The organism is Pseudomonas sp. S3_B08, from assembly GCF_054667725.1.
The window spans coordinates 2,763,593-2,780,332 of record NZ_CP162750.1 but is presented as its reverse complement, the minus strand read 5'-3'; the positions used below and the strand labels follow the sequence as shown (position 1 = coordinate 2,780,332).

Below are 16,740 nucleotides of genomic sequence, written 5' to 3'. Positions count from 1 at the left end.
CTGCTCGCGATGGTCCGGCACATCCAACATCTCCATCGCCTGACACACCGCTTTCGCGAGCAGGCTCGCTCCCACAACTGATCGGCGTCACGCCACACATCCAGGGCATCGCCCGAATCCCTGTGGGAGCGAGCCTGCTCGCGATAGCTTCGTGTCAGCCGACATCGTCATTGACTGACCCACCGCCATCGCGAGCAGGCTCACTCCTACAAGGTTTGTGCCGGTAGTCGATACTGGTTACCAAAATCCCGCCCACAAAAAAGGGGACTTTCGTCCCCTTGTAATCTGCAGCGCTGAGCCTCAGTAAATATCCTTCGACAACAACGTAAACGGCGTCTTCACCAGGATCTTCAGATCCAGCCACAACGACCAGCTGTTGATGTACTGCAGGTCGATCTCGACACGCTTCTGCATCTTGTCGATGGTGTCGGTCTCACCCCGGCAGCCGCTGATCTGTGCCAGGCCAGTGATGCCCGGTTTGATTCGGTGACGCGCCATGTAAGCGAGGATCTTGCCCGAGTAGTAATTGTTGTGCGCCACCGCATGCGGCCGTGGCCCCACCAGCGCCATGTGCCCCTGCAACACGTTGAACAACTGCGGCAACTCATCCAGCGAAGTACGGCGGATAAAACGACCTACTGCGGTAATGCGCGAGTCATTGCGGCTGGCCTGTTTCACTTCGCGGTCATCGTGGACACGCATCGAGCGGAATTTCCAGACCTTGATCACCTTGCCGTTCCAGCCATGGCGGTCCTGCTTGAAAAACACCGGGCCGGGCGAGTTGATTTTCACCGCCAGAGCGATGATCAACAGCAGCGGACTGAGCGCAATGATCGCCAGGAACGCCACGGTTTTCTCAACCAGACTCTTGCTCAGAGCAGCGGTCGGGCGGCTGGTCAGCGGGCTTTCGTTCAGGTAAATCGCCGGCAGGCCGTCCACGACTTTCACCGAGTGGTTGAGCAGGGTCAGGCTGTTCAAGTCCGGCACCCACACCACATCGACGTTGGCGCCGAGCAAATCGACATACATCGCTTCGATTTTCGCGGCTTCGCACAGGGGCAGGGTGATGTACAAACGACGGATGTCGTGGGCCTCGATCAGCTCAAGCAACTCGTCCTGAGCACCAACGATACGCGGTGCATCGGAGCCGAGAGCGGGCTTGTCTCCGTTGCTGACCAGCCCGATCAGCGGCAGGTTTTCCAGTTGGCTGAGTTTTTGCGCCAGGCCCAACGCCAGTTCGCCGGTGCCGACAATCAGCGTCCGGTGTTCGCTTTTACGCGAACGCTGGTAGAACTTGGAAAACGCATGCAGCGGCGCGTAGAGGAACGCCTGACCGAGGAAGCCGTACACCGCCCAGCTCAGAATCACCTGACGGGAAAACAGCTCATCGGCCTGGCAGACAAACGCGATGCACGCCAGCGCGGCCATGGTCATCGACCAGCCCATGAACAAGCGGCCGAGGCCGGTCAGGTAGTTGTCGCGTTTGCGATAAACGCCGCTGAATGTGTAAGCCGGCACCGAAGCCAGGATGGCGAGGGTGGCGCACATTCGGTAGTAGAACGCGACGGTGCCGGTGTGCTGTTCAGCGAGAATGAACAGCAGCGTCACAACGAAAGCCTGTGCCAGCGCCCATTGGCCCCAAAAGGTCAGTCCCTTGAGGCCCGTGCTTCGATTAATACTGAGAGAAAGATCCATACGATATCCCCAAAAGACGTCCATTCAGGTTTCAACAGTTGAAAGCCGAGTTGTTATGCAGACTTATTGTTTTTGTTTTAGCGAGTGTCTTGAGGTAACAACATCGAGAGCCGAACTGTCGTCAGCCAATAGACTAAGTTATTGCCGGGAATGGTGTCTGACGAGTTCTAACAAGATGGCACCGTGCCAACTTTTTAATAATTAAATAGATGGCTGTTAGAAAAGGTCGTAGAGCGGGGGATGAAAAGGCGAGGGGGTATTTGTTACTGTTGCAGGGTGGAGGCAGGGAAGCTTTTATTGAATCAGGGAGGGAAAACCAGACAGAGTGCTCTTCTTGTTGTTGTAGTCGCACTTTATATCTGTTTGTCTCGGTTTTAGTGGCGCCGGTGATTACGCTACGACTTCCTGGATCAGGCAATATCCGCGATTTCTTACGGCACGGAACAATCGCTCGCCATTACTCGCACTCTTGAACTTGTCCTGCAACCGGCTCAGGCACATTTCCAGGCCACGGTATTGTTCCGGTTCCCGGCCAATACTGATGATCAGGTCATCACGACTGACCACGCGCTCTTCGTGGCTCAGCATTTTCCTGATCAGAGCGGTTTCCAGGCCAGTCAGGCTGATCGCAACATTGTCCTTGAGCAACACGCCTTGTTCATCGTCAAGATGCCAGGTGTCGCTGCAAGGCTCAGTGCTCTCGCTGACATTGGAGATATGAGCGCGTTCTGCACTGCGTGTCGGGAAGCTTTGAAACGGATTGTCTGTTTGCGCGGCTCGCCATTCATTTTCAAGAGTGGCCAGTATGCGTTGAGTATCATGTTCGATACTGCGCGCAACATTCTTTCGGCTGAGGCTTGGGTAACTGAACTCCATGACCATCGGGGCGGAAGAGGGCGAAGCAACACCTTCAACAAACATTTGTGCCTGCGACGTGCCAAACGAATTGAAACGCTCACTGGACAAGATGCTTTCCAGTTCACGTTGCGACGTTGTGCTGTGCGTCACAACAACAAAATATTTTCTGGGGAGGGTTGTACTCGTTTCCATGTCTCTCTCCTAAATACACACCAAAATTGGCTAAAAGATAAATCGGCAGGCGAGCAATGACTTCCTCGGAAGTAATCGTAGGCAGGGTTCTGGCCGAAAATGGCCATCGATAAATTCCACTCGATCTGCTGCTATGTTATGGAGTTTTATTGTTATGTGGCGTGATGCCGTGCTCATTCAAGTGCTTGAGTTTTAATAAGTATGAGGCGCAATTGGAACGATATGGCTGCATCAGACGATCCTTCGTACGTATGCAAAAGGGAAGACTGCCCGAGACTCAGGCAGTCGATATCAGGCCCCGCATCAGGCGATAGCCGTAGCCGCGGATGCTCTGAATCGCGTTTGTACCATACATGTCCTTGATTTTTCCACGCAAGCGACTGATTGATTTTTCCAGTGCCCGAGGATCGTAGAAATTGCTGTTGAGGCCCATGATGCTGGCGATTTCATCATGACTCAGAATGTGATTGCCGGTGTGCGCAAAGGCCTCGAGGATCTTCATCTCGGCGAAAGAGATATCCAGTTTGCGCCGACTGTCCATCAGGCAGATCCGCGTCGGATCAAGCGTGAGATTGATATCTCGTTGCCAGTCTTCGCTGTTGAAGAACTCCGCGAGCAAGTCTTCGCTGTCATCGCTCAATGTGTTGAGCTTGATACAGGCATCCGCCCCGGCGAGGAAATATTTGATCTTGTTGACGGCACCGCGGCCGGTGACAATTGCGCAAATAAGTGGCTTCAAGTTGTCATCGCGCAGGTTCTGCACCAGGGCCAGATTTTCTTCGATAGCTTGTGGATTATCGATGATGACGAAAATGGCGCGGTAGGAACCGATGTAACCGTGCTGCTTATATGAACTAGTGAAAGCACCTGTTTCCAGAGTCATATCGGGCTGCACGTGCTTTGCGATCAGCGATCTCAAATGATCAGCCACACCCAGTGTACGACCCAGCGCAAGAACACCGGATTCATCATTTGTCGGGCGCGGACTTCTCGTCGCCAAGTTCCCTGAGAGCATCATGCGTTGACTCGAATTAGGTGCTGACATCGGGATGTTAAAGCACCGGTTCTCATCTGTGACTGACAATTGGTAACATTTGCGCGGATTTTAGACGTGTCTCCCGAGTTTTCTAACAATAACTAAGCTTTTCAGGCTTTTAGTTGATTTTCTCGGGCTTGTGAACTAATGGATAAGTGATGGCTATATGCAATGGTGCCACTATTTTGAGCTTGTGACGATGGCGTTGTCTATGTCCTTTTGCCACTGATTGGCCATGTCAACAATGTGTGAAGTTGATCACACTTCATATCTGAACTGAAATATTTGTTGTAATAGATGTAAATTTTTTCCGTTTAGTTCGTCGGCCGACGATTACTAACATGACTTGAGTGTGGCAGTCCGTTAAACCTATTCTTCGAAATCAAAAGGTCGCGGCCTTCGGCAGCTTCTACATGGAAATGCATTCCAAATGTAGGAGCTGTCGAAGGCTGCGATCTCTTTAGATCTTTATATGCGCCAATTGTGTAGTTCAGATACTCAACCCCTGAGTGTTATTGACTGGTCGCTCACCCTGAGTGCTCTGACGGAGGATTAATGGATTTCTGGACCCTTTTCCAGGTATTGATATTAGGCGCGGTTGAAGGCCTGACCGAGTTCTTGCCCATCTCGAGTACCGGCCACCAGATTATTGTCGCCGACCTGCTCGAGTTTGGCGGCGAACGCGCCATGGCGTTCAACATCATTATTCAACTGGGGGCCATTCTTGCGGTGGTCTGGGAGTTTCGTCCGAAGATCTTCGAAATCGTCAAAGGCCTGCCCACCGAGCGCAACGCGCAACGTTTCACCCTTAATCTGCTGATCGCGTTTTTCCCGGCCGTTGTCCTCGGTGTGTTGTTCGCCGACGCGATTCATGAATACCTGTTTAACCCGATCACCGTTGCCGTCGCCCTGGTTGTCGGCGGCATCGTCATGTTATGGGCCGAACAGCGAAGCCATGTGGTCAGCGTCGAACATGTCGATGACATGCGCTGGTCTCACGCGTTGAAGGTCGGTTTCGTACAGTGCCTGGCGATGATTCCCGGCACCTCGCGCTCCGGCTCGACCATCATCGGCGGTCTGCTCTTCGGCTTGTCGCGCAAAGCCGCCACCGAGTTCTCGTTCTTCCTCGCCATGCCGACCATGGTCGGCGCCGCCGTTTATTCCGGCTACAAATACCGCGACCTGTTCCAACCCAACGACCTGCCAGTCTTCGCCCTCGGCTTCGTCACCGCCTTCATCTTCGCGATGATCGCAGTGCGTGGCCTGCTCAAATTTATCGCCAACCACAGCTATGCCGCGTTCGCGTGGTACCGGATCGGTTTTGGTTTGTTGATTCTGGCAACCTGGCTGTTTGGCTGGGTGAACTGGAGCGCCGCAGCGGCCGCCTGATCACTGCGCGCTGATCAACGCCGCCACGGCGAGATCGTTTAACGTCGAATCCGACGACTCCTGACGAAAGCGCTGCAAGGCCGAGGTGAAATATGCGGCCTGCAGCATGCCGTCGCTGGCCAGATAGAGTCGCGCGTCTTCTTGCTCCTCGGCGGAGTAAACACGCTTGTGACTGTCGGTGGTTTCCTGGCTAGACGAAATAGGTGCGAGGATCAAAGACACCAAAGTGAAGCCGGAAAACTGCGTCACCTCCCACGGCGTATCGGTATGGCCCATGCAAAAGCCATCGCAGTGCGCATAAACGTTGGAGGTGAAGCTGAACAAAGCGAGGAGGGTGAAACGCTTGAAACCTGAACAAGTAAACGCGGGCATAAACGAAAGACATCCTGTCAGTACATCAAAACACCGGGCAACGCTCATGCGTCGCCCGCACGCTCAATCCATCAATCAACGACCTTCAAGCAACTCAGCCGCCTGATCCAGCAACGCCAGCGGATCCTTGGCCTTGTGAATATCCACCGACAACAACTGACGGAATTTCCGCGCCCCGGGGAAACCGGTGCCCAGGCCCAGCACATGCCGAGTTATGTGATGCATCGCCCCACCGGCCAGCAGATGTTCGGCGATATACGGCCGCAACTGCGCCAACGCCTCAGCCCGACTGATCACCGGCGCGGTACTGCCGAACAGTTGCTGATCGACCTCCGCCAGCAAATACGGATTGTGATAAGCCTCACGCCCCAACATCACGCCATCGAACGTCTGCAGATGCTCATGGCAGGCCTCCATGGTCTTGATCCCGCCATTCAGCACAATCTCCAGCTCCGGAAAATCCGCCTTCAGCTGCGCCGCGACGTCATAGCGCAACGGCGGAATGTCACGATTCTCCTTCGGCGACAACCCCTCCAGAATCGCAATCCGCGCATGCACGGTAAAACTCGTGCAGCCGGCATCACGGACGGTGCCGATGAAATCACACAGCTCGGCATAACTGTCGCGCCCATTGATGCCGATGCGGTGCTTCACCGTTACCGGAATCGACACCGCATCACGCATCGCCTTCACACAATCCGCCACCAACTGCGGATGCCCCATCAGGCAGGCGCCGATCATGTTGTTTTGCACACGATCGCTCGGGCAGCCGACGTTCAGGTTTACCTCGTCGTAACCGTGTTCCTGAGCCATGCGCGCGCAGGCGGCGAGATCGAGCGGAACACTACCACCGAGCTGCAACGCCAGCGGGTGCTCGGCTTCGTTGTGACGCAGGAAACGTTCGTGATCGCCGTTGAGGAGTGCGCCGGTGGTGACCATTTCGGTGTAGAGCAGGGCGTTCTTCGACAGGAGGCGTAGGAAGAAACGGCAATGGCGGTCCGTCCAATCCATCATGGGTGCCACACTGAAGCGGCGAGACGGCTCAGGCATGGATTTTACTGGGCTGAAGCTCTGATTCTGGACCATTTTACTCAACGTGTTTTCGGCGTGCTTTTGGGCGTTTTCAAGGGTGTTCAGCATCTGGTTGGTACGATGTACCAATTCGAAGCCAATGCGTACCACTTTCGTTTATGGCAGCTGTCAGGACATGAAAACTGGCGGATGGCAGCATGCGCTACACCGCATCCGGCGGAATGGAGTGCAAGTCTACCAAGACAGCCACATTTTCGCCCCGGAAACGGACTACGCGATCTGGATTGCTGGCAGAGGATCTTGATAGCTCCAGCAACTTCATCGAGCAGGTGCTCCGGCGTCAGATGGGGATTGCCTCTATTGAGTCCCGTGCTTGCGCGAGGCCACGACCGGTAGGCGTATTGCCGTTCCCACCTGGTAAAGGATTGAGTCGCCAAGCGTTTGAATGCGCATTTTCAGCCCCCGTTTCACGCCGATAGCGATGTGCCACAAATCATGATGGCAATGCGTCATCACGCCGCTCAAAAAGTTCAACGATTATACAAAAATATAAAGTTGTACAAGTTTTCCCAAAATTAATAGCATCCCTCCAGACACCTTTGCTGAAACGATAAATCCAGCGTGCAAATGCTCTGTTGCGACGTGCTGGGTTTGTCTGCCGGTGCTCGCGTCGGGTCTCTTTTCGACGCTTCAACAGCATCGGCATTTGCATTTCCGGGACAGCTGGAGCGTCCCGTATTACGCCTTGGATGACGACCCCCGAATGTCTGGACGGTGACTGTGGTTACCGGAGATCAATTTTTTTGTGCCTGGCGTTTCGCGTCAGGACGTTTGAGGCTGAATATGGCAGTAGCATCGAATTTCCTCGGTGACATCAAAGTTTCCCGCAAGCTGGGAACCGGCTTCGGCATTCTTCTGCTGGCCGTTTTGGCGGTTGCCTTCATTGGCTATAACAGCAACAGCGTGCTGGTTGATCGCTTGAGTACGACGCGTCTGATCGGCACGTTGAATGACGCTACGCAAAATATGCGTCTGTCCGAGAAACAGTACGAAGCCGCCGCTGACGCAGCCTTCGCCGAGTCCTATAACGCGCAGTTGAATGTCTTGCAGGGCCTTGTGGGCAAGGCGCTGGACACCTTGACCCGCGCTGAAAACCAGCAAGCTTTGAAGGCTTTGCAAACCACGATTGTTGCCTACGACCAGAAGGTCAAACGGCTGATCGCTGCCGATCAGTCGACCACCGATGCGCTGAAACCGCTGACGGCGCTGTCGGACAAGTACGCGCAAACTTTTGCCGGCATGCTTGAAGGCACCACGACCAGTGCCTTGGCGTCTGCCGATGGTGAACGCGTTCGGGAGCTGCGCACGGTGGCCGATTTGCGCAATGGCATGACCACGTTTCGCCTGATGTTGCGTCGTTACATCGCGGTGCCCAATGACGTGAACAAAAAACTGCTGATGGAAACCATCGATAGCTTCTTGAGTGATATCAGCAAGGCGCGCACCAGCCTGCCGACGGCGCTGTCGAGCCAACTGGAAGAAGCCCACTCCGGCATGCGGCGTTATCGCGAAGTATTGGTGGAAGTGGCCGGGCTGTTTGAGCAGAAGCAGAACATGCGCGAGCAGGTCGACCAGGAAAGCAAGGCGATGGACAAGATCATGAGTGGCCTGATGGACACCCAGCAGCGCCTTGCGCATGAGGATCAGCATTCGGCTTTTATTCAGATGGCGGTATTGACTGCGTTGGCGCTGGTGATCGGGCTGTTGGCTTCGGTGGTTATCTCGCGCCAGATCACTGCGCCGCTAGCGCTGACGGTTGATCTGGCACGACGGATTGCCAAAGGCGACCTGACGGTCCAGGCCAGGTCTGCGCGCAAAGATGAGTTGGGCGATCTGCAAAATGCGATGCAGGAGATGGCGCAGAACCTGAACACGCTGGTGCAAGGTATCGGCAATGGCGTCACGCAGATTTCCACCTCTGCGGAAAAGCTCTCGGCCATGAGCGAGCAGACCAGCGCAGGTGTACGTCAGCAAAAAAGTGAAGTGGATCAAGTTGCCACGGCGATGCACGAAATGGCTTCGACGGTGCAGGAAGTTGCGCGTAACACCACCGATGCCTCCGCTGCCGCGACCCTCGCCGATCAGCAGGCGCGCCATGGCAGCACGGTGGTCAAGCAGGCGACGGTGCAGATCAGCGAACTTGCCATGGCCATTGAGGAGTTGGGCGGTGCGATGAACGTGCTGACTCAGGACAGCGAGCAGATCGGCAAAGTCATCGATGTTATCAAAGCCGTCGCCGAGCAGACCAATCTGCTCGCGTTGAACGCCGCTATCGAAGCCGCGCGGGCGGGAGAGCAGGGTCGTGGTTTTGCTGTGGTAGCAGACGAAGTGCGCTCGCTGGCACAGCGCACGCAGGACTCGACCAAGGAAATCGAAGCGCTGATCGTCACCCTGCAACAAGGCACGCAAGCGGCCGCGACGCTGATGACCTCAAGCCGCGAGCGCACCCTCGATACGGTGGTACTGGCGCAGAAGGCCGAATTGGCGATTACCGAGATCAATCAGTCCATCGGTACGATCCAGGAGATGAGTCTGCAGATCTCGGCCGCCGCCGAGCAGCAAAGTGCCGTGGCCGACGAAATCAACCGCAGCATTGTCAGTGTGCGTGATGTGGCTGACCAGTCGGCTGTCGCCAGCGAAGAAAGTGCGGCGGCGACGATCGAATTGGCGTCCCTGGGGCAGGACCTGCAGCGAATGACCGCGCATTTCCGCACCTGACCATTTAACGTCGAGCACGCGGCGCCTTTGCATATTCAGGCGCCGCAGGGCTGCAGTTGTTGCCTGGTTTGCAGATGACGCAATCCTGCAACTGATCATTTATCACCATGGAAGGTTACAACCCGTTATCAGGGGTGTCATGACCGACTTTCCAAAATCAATAGTGTCTCCCGGTGGCTGCCAGGGCTGTAGGAACAAAGGTGTGCCAGAGATGGATTTCGCCTTCGCTTTCCAGCCCATTGTGGATCTGCGCGATCAAACGACGTTTGCCCATGAAGCGTTGGTTCGCGGCGTAAACGGTGAAGGCGCCTTGTCTGTCCTGGAGCAGGTGGACGATCAGAACCGTTATCGATTCGATCAACTGTGTCGTGTGCGGGCGATTTCCACGGCGGCTGACTTGGGCATGACGCAGTACCTGTCGATCAACTTTCTGCCGAATGCCGTTTACCGGCCGGAGATGTGTATTCGCAGCACGCTGGAAGCGGCGCGCACATACGGCTTTCCGCTGGAGCGGCTGATCTTTGAGGCCGTGGAAGGCGAGCACGTTGAAAGCAACAAGCATTTGATGAATATCTTGCGTGAGTATCGTGAGTTTGGTTTCAAGACGGCGATCGACGACTTTGGCGCAGGCTATTCCGGCCTTAACTTGTTGGCGGATTTTCAGCCAGACCTGATCAAGCTGGATATGGCGCTGATCCGCAATATTCACCGTGACCGCGTACGCCAGACCATCGTGCGCAACGTGGTGAACATGTGTAGAGAGTTGGGCGTGGAAGTGATCGCCGAGGGCATAGAACATGCCGAGGAAAGAGACTTTCTCGCCGATTGCGGCATTTACCTGATGCAGGGCTACTGGTTCGCCAGGCCGGCCTTTAAATCATTGGCGCAGATCTCGACGAGTGCGTGGCAGGGGAGATCATCCAATCCGCGATCTTGTGCAAAACATTGATCACCACCAACACTGGCTGCCGTGGGTGCCCTGCGCCTTAATGTCGGTTGTTCTGCGGTCACGGGTTGCGTCGGGTTTCCAGCAGCGTAAATAGCCCCATGCCTGCGAGCATCGCCAATACGAAAACGATTGCTTGCCAGTGGCCTGTCAACAGGATGGTCACTGCCGGGCCAGGGCAGATGCCGGCTATCCCCCAACCGACCCCGAACAGCAGGCTGCCACCAACCAGACGTCGGTCCAGCTCTTTTCGGACGGGTAGTTGCATGGGGTTGCCCAGTACCGATTTGCGTTGCCGGCGTGCCCAGGTCAGCGGGCCGATAGCGGTGGCAATGGCGCCCACCATGACCAATGCCAGCGAGGGATCCCAGGCCCCGGCCACGTCGAGGAACGCCAGGACTTTCGTCGGATTGGCCATGCCCGCCAGAAGTAATCCGACGCCGAACAGCAGGCCGGCCAGGAATGCATTGAGTTTGAGCACGTTCAGACTCCCGTCAGATGGCGCAGGACAAATACGGTGCAGAACCCGCTGAGCATAAAGCAGGCAGTGGCGAGCATCGAACGTGGCGAAAGGCGCGATATGCCGCAAACGCCATGGCCGCTGGTACAACCTGAGCCGTAGCGTGTGCCAAGCCCTACGAATAACCCTGCGAGAATCAGCCCTGACCAGCCGCTCTGGAACTCGACCGGCGGTAACGCCTTGAACAATCCCCACAGCAGTGGCGCCGCCAACAGGCCAAGGATGAACAGCGCCTTCTCGCTGGCGCCTTCACGGTTGCGCTGCAGCAGGCTGCCGATCAGGCCGCTGATGCCGGCAATACGTCCATTGCCGACCACGAACAGACTCGCGGCCAGGCCGATCAGCGCGCCGCCGGCGAGGGAAGACCAAGGCGTGAAATTGAGCCAGTCGACATTCATGGGACGCCTCAAGCGCAGTAGCGGTGGATGTGCGGTATGCATCGCGGCAGATGCGCACGTGTCGCTGTGATTTCAGTGTAGCAACCGTGTGCTGTTTGAATAACGGCTGCCATTTTTTCCAACGCGTGCATTGAGCGAACCGTTCCCTCAATGCGCGCGTCGGCCGGGTTCCTTGGCTTACTGCGGCACCGCAATCCACTCACTCAACGTCTGCTGATACTTGCCAGTGACCTTGCTCAAATGCAGCCATTGATCGACATACAGTTTCCAGCTGATGTCATCGCGCGGCAGCAAGTACGCCTTCTCACCGTACTGCATGTACTGATGCGGATTCACTGCGCACAAACCGGGTTTGAGTTTCTGCTGATACAGCGCTTCCGAGGCGTCGGTGATCATCACGTCGGCTTTGTTGTCGAGCAGTTGCTGGAAGATCGTCACGTTGTCGTGCAGGGCCAGTTGCGCTCTGGGCAGGAAGGCGTGAACGAAAGCTTCGTTGGTGCCGCCGGCCGGTTCCACCAGGCGCACGTTGGGCTGGTTGATCTGGTCGATGGTCTGGTATTTGGACTGGTCGGCGCAGCGCACCAGCGGAATTTTGCCGTCAGTGTCGAGGGTGTTGCTGAAGTAGGCTTTTTTCTGCCGTTCCAGTGTGACCGAGATGCCGCCCATGCCGATGTCGCATTTGCCGGCCTGCATGTCGGGCATCAGGGTTTTCCAGGTGGTCTGCACCCATTGCACCTTGACGCCGAGGCTGTCGGCCAGGGAGCGGGCCATGCTGATGTCGATGCCTTCGAAGTCGCCGTCGCTACGCTTGAAGGTGTAGGGCTTGTAGTCGCCGGTGGTGCAGACGCGCAACTGGCCTTGTTGCTGAATGCTGTCGAGGTGGGACGAGGCCGGGTCGGCGTGAGCGCCAGTCGCCAGGGTCAGCAGGCCGCCGAGGATCATCGTGCTTTTTAGTGTTGTCATTGAGATCGGGCTTCTGAAAGGGAAGGTGACCCAGTGTAGTGAAAGCCTTCCACGGGTGTCATCCCGGGTCCGGACTCAATGTGCCGAGCCACGCCACCAGCGCCACGATCAACAGGGCAAGGGCCAACTCCATTACGACACTGCGCCGCAGCGCGTTCGCGGCGATGAGGTGCTGGCCGTCGCGCAGCGATCGTTGCAGTGACGGTCCAAGATGAAAGCGGTTCAACGCAGCCAGCACCAGCATCACGGCAAACACCAGCACCTTGAACGCCATCAGCTGTCCGTAGGTGCCGAACAGCACTCCGTCGAGCCTTGGGCCGACGATGAAAAGATAATTCATCACGCCGGTGACCGACACCGTCAGCACGATCAACGCGCCCACCCATTCGAAGCGTTTCACTGCATCGGCGAGCAGGCGAAGGCGTGTGTCACCGATCCGCCCGCTCGCCATCAACACCAGCGCCAGCAAGGCACCCAACCACGCTCCCGCCGCAAGCAAGTGCAAGATGTCGCTGAGAAAGTGCCAGAACCGCAGCCATCCTTCGTCCATCGCGCCATGCCCGCTCCACGCCAGCGAAGCGAGGGCAATGGCGCCTGCCAACGACGCTGGCCACAGACCCGGTCGGATCACCACGATGGCCAGTGCTGTCATCCGCAGTGCCCACGCCAGGCCGACGTCCGTTTCCAACACCATCATCTGCAGGTGCGGCCACAACGCCGCGAGCTGTGTTTCGCCACTCATGGCGCGGGTCATCAGCACCAGCCCGGCCACTGACAGCAATGCCCCTGTCACTGCCATGCCCCGCAACAACGGACGGGACCGTAGCAACGTGTTGAAGCTGTACAAGCCAAATAACGCCAGCCCGAACACCAGCAGCAAATCGATATACAAGGCGAACCGCAGGATGATGTTGAGCAGGTCCGCCATTGTTCACTTCACTTTGAACGTGACGTTACCGGTGATCGGGTGCGTGTCGGCGGACACCGCGCGCCACTGCACCTGATAGGTGCCGGCAGGCAGCGGGGCGAGCGGGGTGATCAGCATGGTTTTCGGATCGCTGCTGGCGCTGACTTTGGCTTTCATCGGCATCGGCGAGTGAGCCATGCCACCCATTTCGGTCATTACCAGTTTGGCCCCGGAGAATTGCGTGACCAGGTTCTCGGAAAAGTGCAGCTCGATCCTGTTCGGCGCGGGACCTTCCGCGCCTTCGGCTGGCGTCGACGAGAGCAGTTTCGGATGGGCCTGGGCGAGGGCGCTCAGGAGCAATCCGCTGGCGAATATCAGGGGCAGGGTCAATGTGCGCATGCAAGGTCTCCGGTTTGTTTTTGTAGAAGAATTCAGAACCACAGCCTGACGCCTAGGACGAGGCGCGCCTCACTGCGATCCTCGTCTTCTTCGCGGGCATAGTCGACGGTGTTGCCGTAAGTGCGATTCCACGTCACGCCGATATAAGGCGCGAATTCGCGGCGGATTTCATAGCGCAACCGCAGGCCCGCCTCGGTATTGGACAACCCTGAGCCGATGCCTCGCTGCGGATCGTTCTTACCGTAGATATTCAGTTCAGCGGTCGGCTGCAGGATCAGTCGATTGGTCAGCAGGATGTCGTAGTCGCCCTCCAGACGTACCGCGCTCTGGCCGCCCTCGCCAAGGAAAGCCGTGGCTTCGGCCTCGAAGTTGTACAGCGCCATGCCTTGCAGACCGAACGCGGCCCAGGTTTGCGGTGCGCCGGGTTTGAAGTCCTGACGCACGCCGCTGACCACGTCCCACCATGGCGAAATGGCATGGCCCCACAGAGCTTGAATTTCCGCGTCTTCGGTCTTGCCGTTGTTGCGCTCGCCTTCAGAGCGCAGCCACAGCCGATCGGTATCCCCGCCGATCCAGCCGGACAGGTCCCAGGCCAAAGCGCTGCCGTCATCGGCGTTCTGCCATTCGAGTTTGTCGGCAAGAAAGTAACTGTTGATGACGCTGTCATGCACCTGATGACCGCCGGGGCTGGCGAACACCGCAGCGCGGTCGGCGGCGGTCACAGACGGAATCGGCGTGCGGCTTTCGCTCGGCGCGGCGGGCTGCATCATGCCGTCGTCCATGCTTTGCATTGCCGAATGATCCATCCCGGGCATCGGGCTGTGATCCATACCGTGCATGTCGTCGGCGGCCATGGCTGAGGTGCCGGCTAGCAGCAGCGGAAATACGCTGAGTCGAGTCATGATGGACCTCTTCATTCTTCCACCCGCACTTCGCGGAACATGCCCGTTTCCATGTGATAAAGCAGATGACAGTGATAGGCCCAGCGGCCGAGGGCGTCGGCGGTGACGCGATAGCTGCGGCGGCTGCCGGGCGGCATGTCGATGGTGTGTTTGCGCACCTGAAAGTTGCCGTTTTCGTCTTCCAGATCGCTCCACATCCCGTGAAGGTGGATCGGGTGGGTCATCATGGTGTCGTTGACCAGCACCAGGCGGATGCGCTCGCCGTATTTCAGCCGTAAAGGCTCGGCATCGGAGAATTTGATGCCGTTGAACGACCAGGCGAATTTCTCCATGTGGCCGGTCAGGTGCAGCTCTATCGTGCGGCCCGGATCGCGGCCGTCCGGGTCCTCGAAGGTGCTGCGCAGGTCGGCGTAGGTCAGCACTCGGCGGCCGTTGTTGCGCAGGCCAAGGCCCGGATCGTCAAGCTTTGGCGCGGTGATCATGGCCTGCATGTCCACCAGCGGATTGTTGTTTTCACTGTCGGGATGGGCTTGCATCGGGCCCATGCTGGAGTGATCCATGGCGCTCATGTCCATGCTGCCGTGATCCATGCCGCCCATGCCCATGTCGTCCATGCTCACCAACGGACGCGGATCCAGCGCCGGCACTGCTGCCGACATGCCGGCGCGTGTGGCGAGAGTGCCACGGGCGTAACCGCTGCGATCCATCGCCTGGGCGAAGAGGGTATAGGCCTCGGTTTCAGGTTCAACGATCACGTCATAGGTCTCGGCCACTGCGATGCGCAGTTCATCGACGCTGACCGGTTTGACGTGCAGGCCATCGGCAGCCACCACCGTCATTTTCAATCCCGGAATGCGCACATCGAAATACGTCATGGCCGAGCCGTTGATCAGGCGCAGACGCAGTTTTTCGCCGGGACGGAACAGCCAGGTGAAGTTGCTATCGGGGGCCTGGCCGTTGATCAAAAAGGTATACGTGGCGCCACTGACGTCGGCGATGTCGGTGGGGTTCATGTTCATTTGCGCCCACATCGTGCGATCGGCAACCGTGGCGCCCCAGCCTTTCTCACCGACATCGTTGATAAAGTCGCCGACGGTGCGTTTGTGGAAGTTGTAGTAGTCGGACTGTTTTTTCAAGGTCTTCATCAGGCTGGCCGGGTCTTCGTCAGTCCAGTCGCTGAGCATCACCACGTAGTCGCGATCGTATTGGAAAGGCTCCGGCTCTTTGGCTTCGATCACCAGGGGCCCGTAGACGCCGGCCTGCTCCTGTAAGCCGGAATGGCTGTGATACCAATACGTGCCGTGTTGCCGAACTTTGAATTGGTAGACGTACATGCCGCCCGGTTCGATGCCGTGGAAACTCAGACCCGGCACGCCGTCCATGTTCGCCGGCAGCAGAATGCCGTGCCAGTGAATCGAGGTGTCGGCCGCGAGCCGGTTACGCACCCGCAGCGTTACGGTATCGCCTTCGCGCCAGCGCAACAGCGGGCCGGGCAGGCTGCCGTTGATGGTCATCGCTGTGCGTGCGGAACCCGTGAAATTGACCGGAGTTTCGCCGATGAACAACTCGAATTCGTTGCCGCTCAGTTCGTTGACGGGCGCGGCGCCGTTCAGCGCCCAGACCGGTGTACGCCAGAGCCCGAGGCCGCCGAGCAAGCTACCGGCGGCCAGGCCTTTGACAAAAGTGCGTCTTGTGAGAATGGAAGGCATGCGCTGGAAATCCCCGTCTGACTCATGACAGAGAGACTAGCCAGCCCCAGCTTTCAGTTGGCTGAGGCAAACATTACAGTTTTGTCAGTTGACTCGGACGGGTTACAGGCCCAGCCCTTGCTGCACCACTTGCAGCAGATTGTTTTCCGTCAGCGCAATCGCATCCAGCTCCTGGCCGGTCTCGATAGTCTGCAACCACCAGTGACTCTCGCCATGCTCGTCGACCGTGCGCAGCAGCGACTGATCGCGCCCCGGCACCTTGATCTCGACACGTCCGCAACCATCCTCGGTAAACCGCGCAATCGGATCGAACATCAAACTGTGATGGTTGGCTTCGATCACCAGTTGATCAATGGCGTAATCGTGGCTTTCGCCATCCGGCGAACTTTCGCAAACGTGCGTAGGATTTCGCCGAATCTTCAGTCCTACTTCGGTGACTGGTTGCAGCCAGCCCTCAATGCGGTGGTACAAGTCGTACACCTGAGCAGGCCAGCAATCGATTTCCAGCGCCGCATCAGCCTGGGTGTGCCGTGTCTGCTTGAGTCTGGCGGCGAGTTCGTCTGCTTTACTCATGTCGGTTCCCTTGTTGGATGTCTGCCTGTTCAGCGTAGACCTTTGCACGGCGCAGGGCCTTGCCTTGCGTC

At 57.3% G+C, this 16,740-nt stretch carries 16 protein-coding genes and 2 pseudogenes; 5 read left to right on the top strand and 13 right to left on the bottom strand.

Annotation, left to right across the window (positions count from 1 at the left end; genetic code table 11):
• Positions 1-300: 300 nt before the first annotated feature.
• From AB4N73_RS12590 to AB4N73_RS12580, 3 genes are all read right to left on the bottom strand, one after another.
• On the bottom strand, positions 301-1,695 hold the full coding sequence (locus AB4N73_RS12590) for an undecaprenyl-phosphate glucose phosphotransferase (protein WP_406226863.1): 1,395 nt from the start codon (positions 1,693-1,695) through the stop codon (positions 301-303).
• Between the two features lie 390 nt (positions 1,696-2,085).
• Entirely contained in the window at positions 2,086-2,745 is a 660-nt protein-coding gene (locus tag AB4N73_RS12585; protein WP_460094997.1) for a winged helix-turn-helix domain-containing protein, read from the bottom strand.
• A gap of 277 nt (positions 2,746-3,022) precedes the next feature.
• Positions 3,023-3,763, bottom strand: a complete 741-nt coding sequence (locus AB4N73_RS12580; RefSeq protein ID WP_095182403.1) for a winged helix-turn-helix domain-containing protein — start codon at positions 3,761-3,763, stop codon at positions 3,023-3,025.
• Positions 3,764-4,336: 573 nt separating this feature from the next.
• Between AB4N73_RS12580 and AB4N73_RS12575 the strand changes: the two genes are divergently transcribed.
• A complete protein-coding gene (locus AB4N73_RS12575; protein ID WP_236169402.1) occupies positions 4,337-5,170 on the top strand; it encodes an undecaprenyl-diphosphate phosphatase in 834 nt (277 codons plus the stop codon).
• Here the strand turns inward: AB4N73_RS12575 and AB4N73_RS12570 are convergent, their stop codons facing one another.
• On the bottom strand, positions 5,171-5,590 hold the full coding sequence (locus tag AB4N73_RS12570) for a DUF2388 domain-containing protein (protein ID WP_236169401.1): 420 nt from the start codon (positions 5,588-5,590) through the stop codon (positions 5,171-5,173).
• Positions 5,591-5,617: 27 nt separating this feature from the next.
• Positions 5,618-6,592 carry a tRNA dihydrouridine(20/20a) synthase DusA gene (gene dusA, locus AB4N73_RS12565; protein WP_236169400.1) on the bottom strand — a complete coding sequence of 325 codons (975 nt, stop codon included), beginning with the start codon at positions 6,590-6,592 and terminating at the stop codon, positions 5,618-5,620.
• Positions 6,593-6,858: 266 nt separating this feature from the next.
• Here dusA and AB4N73_RS12560 point away from each other — a divergent pair.
• From AB4N73_RS12560 to rimA, 4 genes and pseudogenes are all read left to right on the top strand, one after another.
• Positions 6,859-6,995 (top strand): annotated as a pseudogene (locus AB4N73_RS12560) (Lrp/AsnC family transcriptional regulator); the annotation flags it as partial.
• 422 nt (positions 6,996-7,417) lie between these two features.
• A pseudogene (locus AB4N73_RS12555) lies at positions 7,418-8,446 on the top strand (methyl-accepting chemotaxis protein); the annotation flags it as partial.
• A gap of 33 nt (positions 8,447-8,479) precedes the next feature.
• Positions 8,480-9,352: a methyl-accepting chemotaxis protein gene (locus AB4N73_RS12550; RefSeq protein ID WP_370695147.1), complete on the top strand. Its 873-nt coding sequence runs from the start codon at positions 8,480-8,482 to the stop codon at positions 9,350-9,352.
• Positions 9,353-9,491: 139 nt separating this feature from the next.
• Complete coding sequence (rimA, locus tag AB4N73_RS12545) at positions 9,492-10,301, top strand: S6 modification regulatory phosphodiesterase RimA (RefSeq protein ID WP_460143533.1); 810 nt, start codon at positions 9,492-9,494, stop codon at positions 10,299-10,301.
• Positions 10,302-10,359: 58 nt separating this feature from the next.
• On the opposite strand, the gene AB4N73_RS12540 is transcribed toward rimA, so the two are convergent.
• The 8 genes from AB4N73_RS12540 to AB4N73_RS12505 all read right to left on the bottom strand — a co-directional run bounded on the left by AB4N73_RS12540 (position 10,360) and on the right by AB4N73_RS12505 (position 16,669).
• Entirely contained in the window at positions 10,360-10,779 is a 420-nt protein-coding gene (locus tag AB4N73_RS12540) for a DUF6691 family protein (protein ID WP_460143532.1), read from the bottom strand.
• A 2-nt stretch (positions 10,780-10,781) separates the two neighbouring features.
• Positions 10,782-11,216 carry a YeeE/YedE family protein gene (locus AB4N73_RS12535; protein ID WP_423662343.1) on the bottom strand — a complete coding sequence of 145 codons (435 nt, stop codon included), beginning with the start codon at positions 11,214-11,216 and terminating at the stop codon, positions 10,782-10,784.
• Positions 11,217-11,393: 177 nt separating this feature from the next.
• A complete protein-coding gene (locus tag AB4N73_RS12530; RefSeq protein WP_406226861.1) occupies positions 11,394-12,179 on the bottom strand; it encodes a transporter substrate-binding domain-containing protein in 786 nt (261 codons plus the stop codon).
• Positions 12,180-12,237: 58 nt separating this feature from the next.
• Positions 12,238-13,107 carry a copper homeostasis membrane protein CopD gene (copD, locus tag AB4N73_RS12525; protein ID WP_460143531.1) on the bottom strand — a complete coding sequence of 290 codons (870 nt, stop codon included), beginning with the start codon at positions 13,105-13,107 and terminating at the stop codon, positions 12,238-12,240.
• A 3-nt stretch (positions 13,108-13,110) separates the two neighbouring features.
• A complete protein-coding gene (gene copC, locus AB4N73_RS12520) occupies positions 13,111-13,485 on the bottom strand; it encodes a copper homeostasis periplasmic binding protein CopC (protein WP_041477271.1) in 375 nt (124 codons plus the stop codon).
• Between the two features lie 32 nt (positions 13,486-13,517).
• A complete protein-coding gene (locus AB4N73_RS12515) occupies positions 13,518-14,387 on the bottom strand; it encodes a copper resistance protein B (protein WP_460143530.1) in 870 nt (289 codons plus the stop codon).
• A gap of 11 nt (positions 14,388-14,398) precedes the next feature.
• Positions 14,399-16,096, bottom strand: coding sequence for a copper resistance system multicopper oxidase (locus AB4N73_RS12510; RefSeq protein WP_460143529.1), 1,698 nt, complete (start codon positions 16,094-16,096; stop codon positions 14,399-14,401).
• A gap of 102 nt (positions 16,097-16,198) precedes the next feature.
• Complete coding sequence (locus AB4N73_RS12505) at positions 16,199-16,669, bottom strand: hypothetical protein (RefSeq protein WP_041477268.1); 471 nt, start codon at positions 16,667-16,669, stop codon at positions 16,199-16,201.
• Positions 16,670-16,740 lie beyond the last annotated feature (71 nt).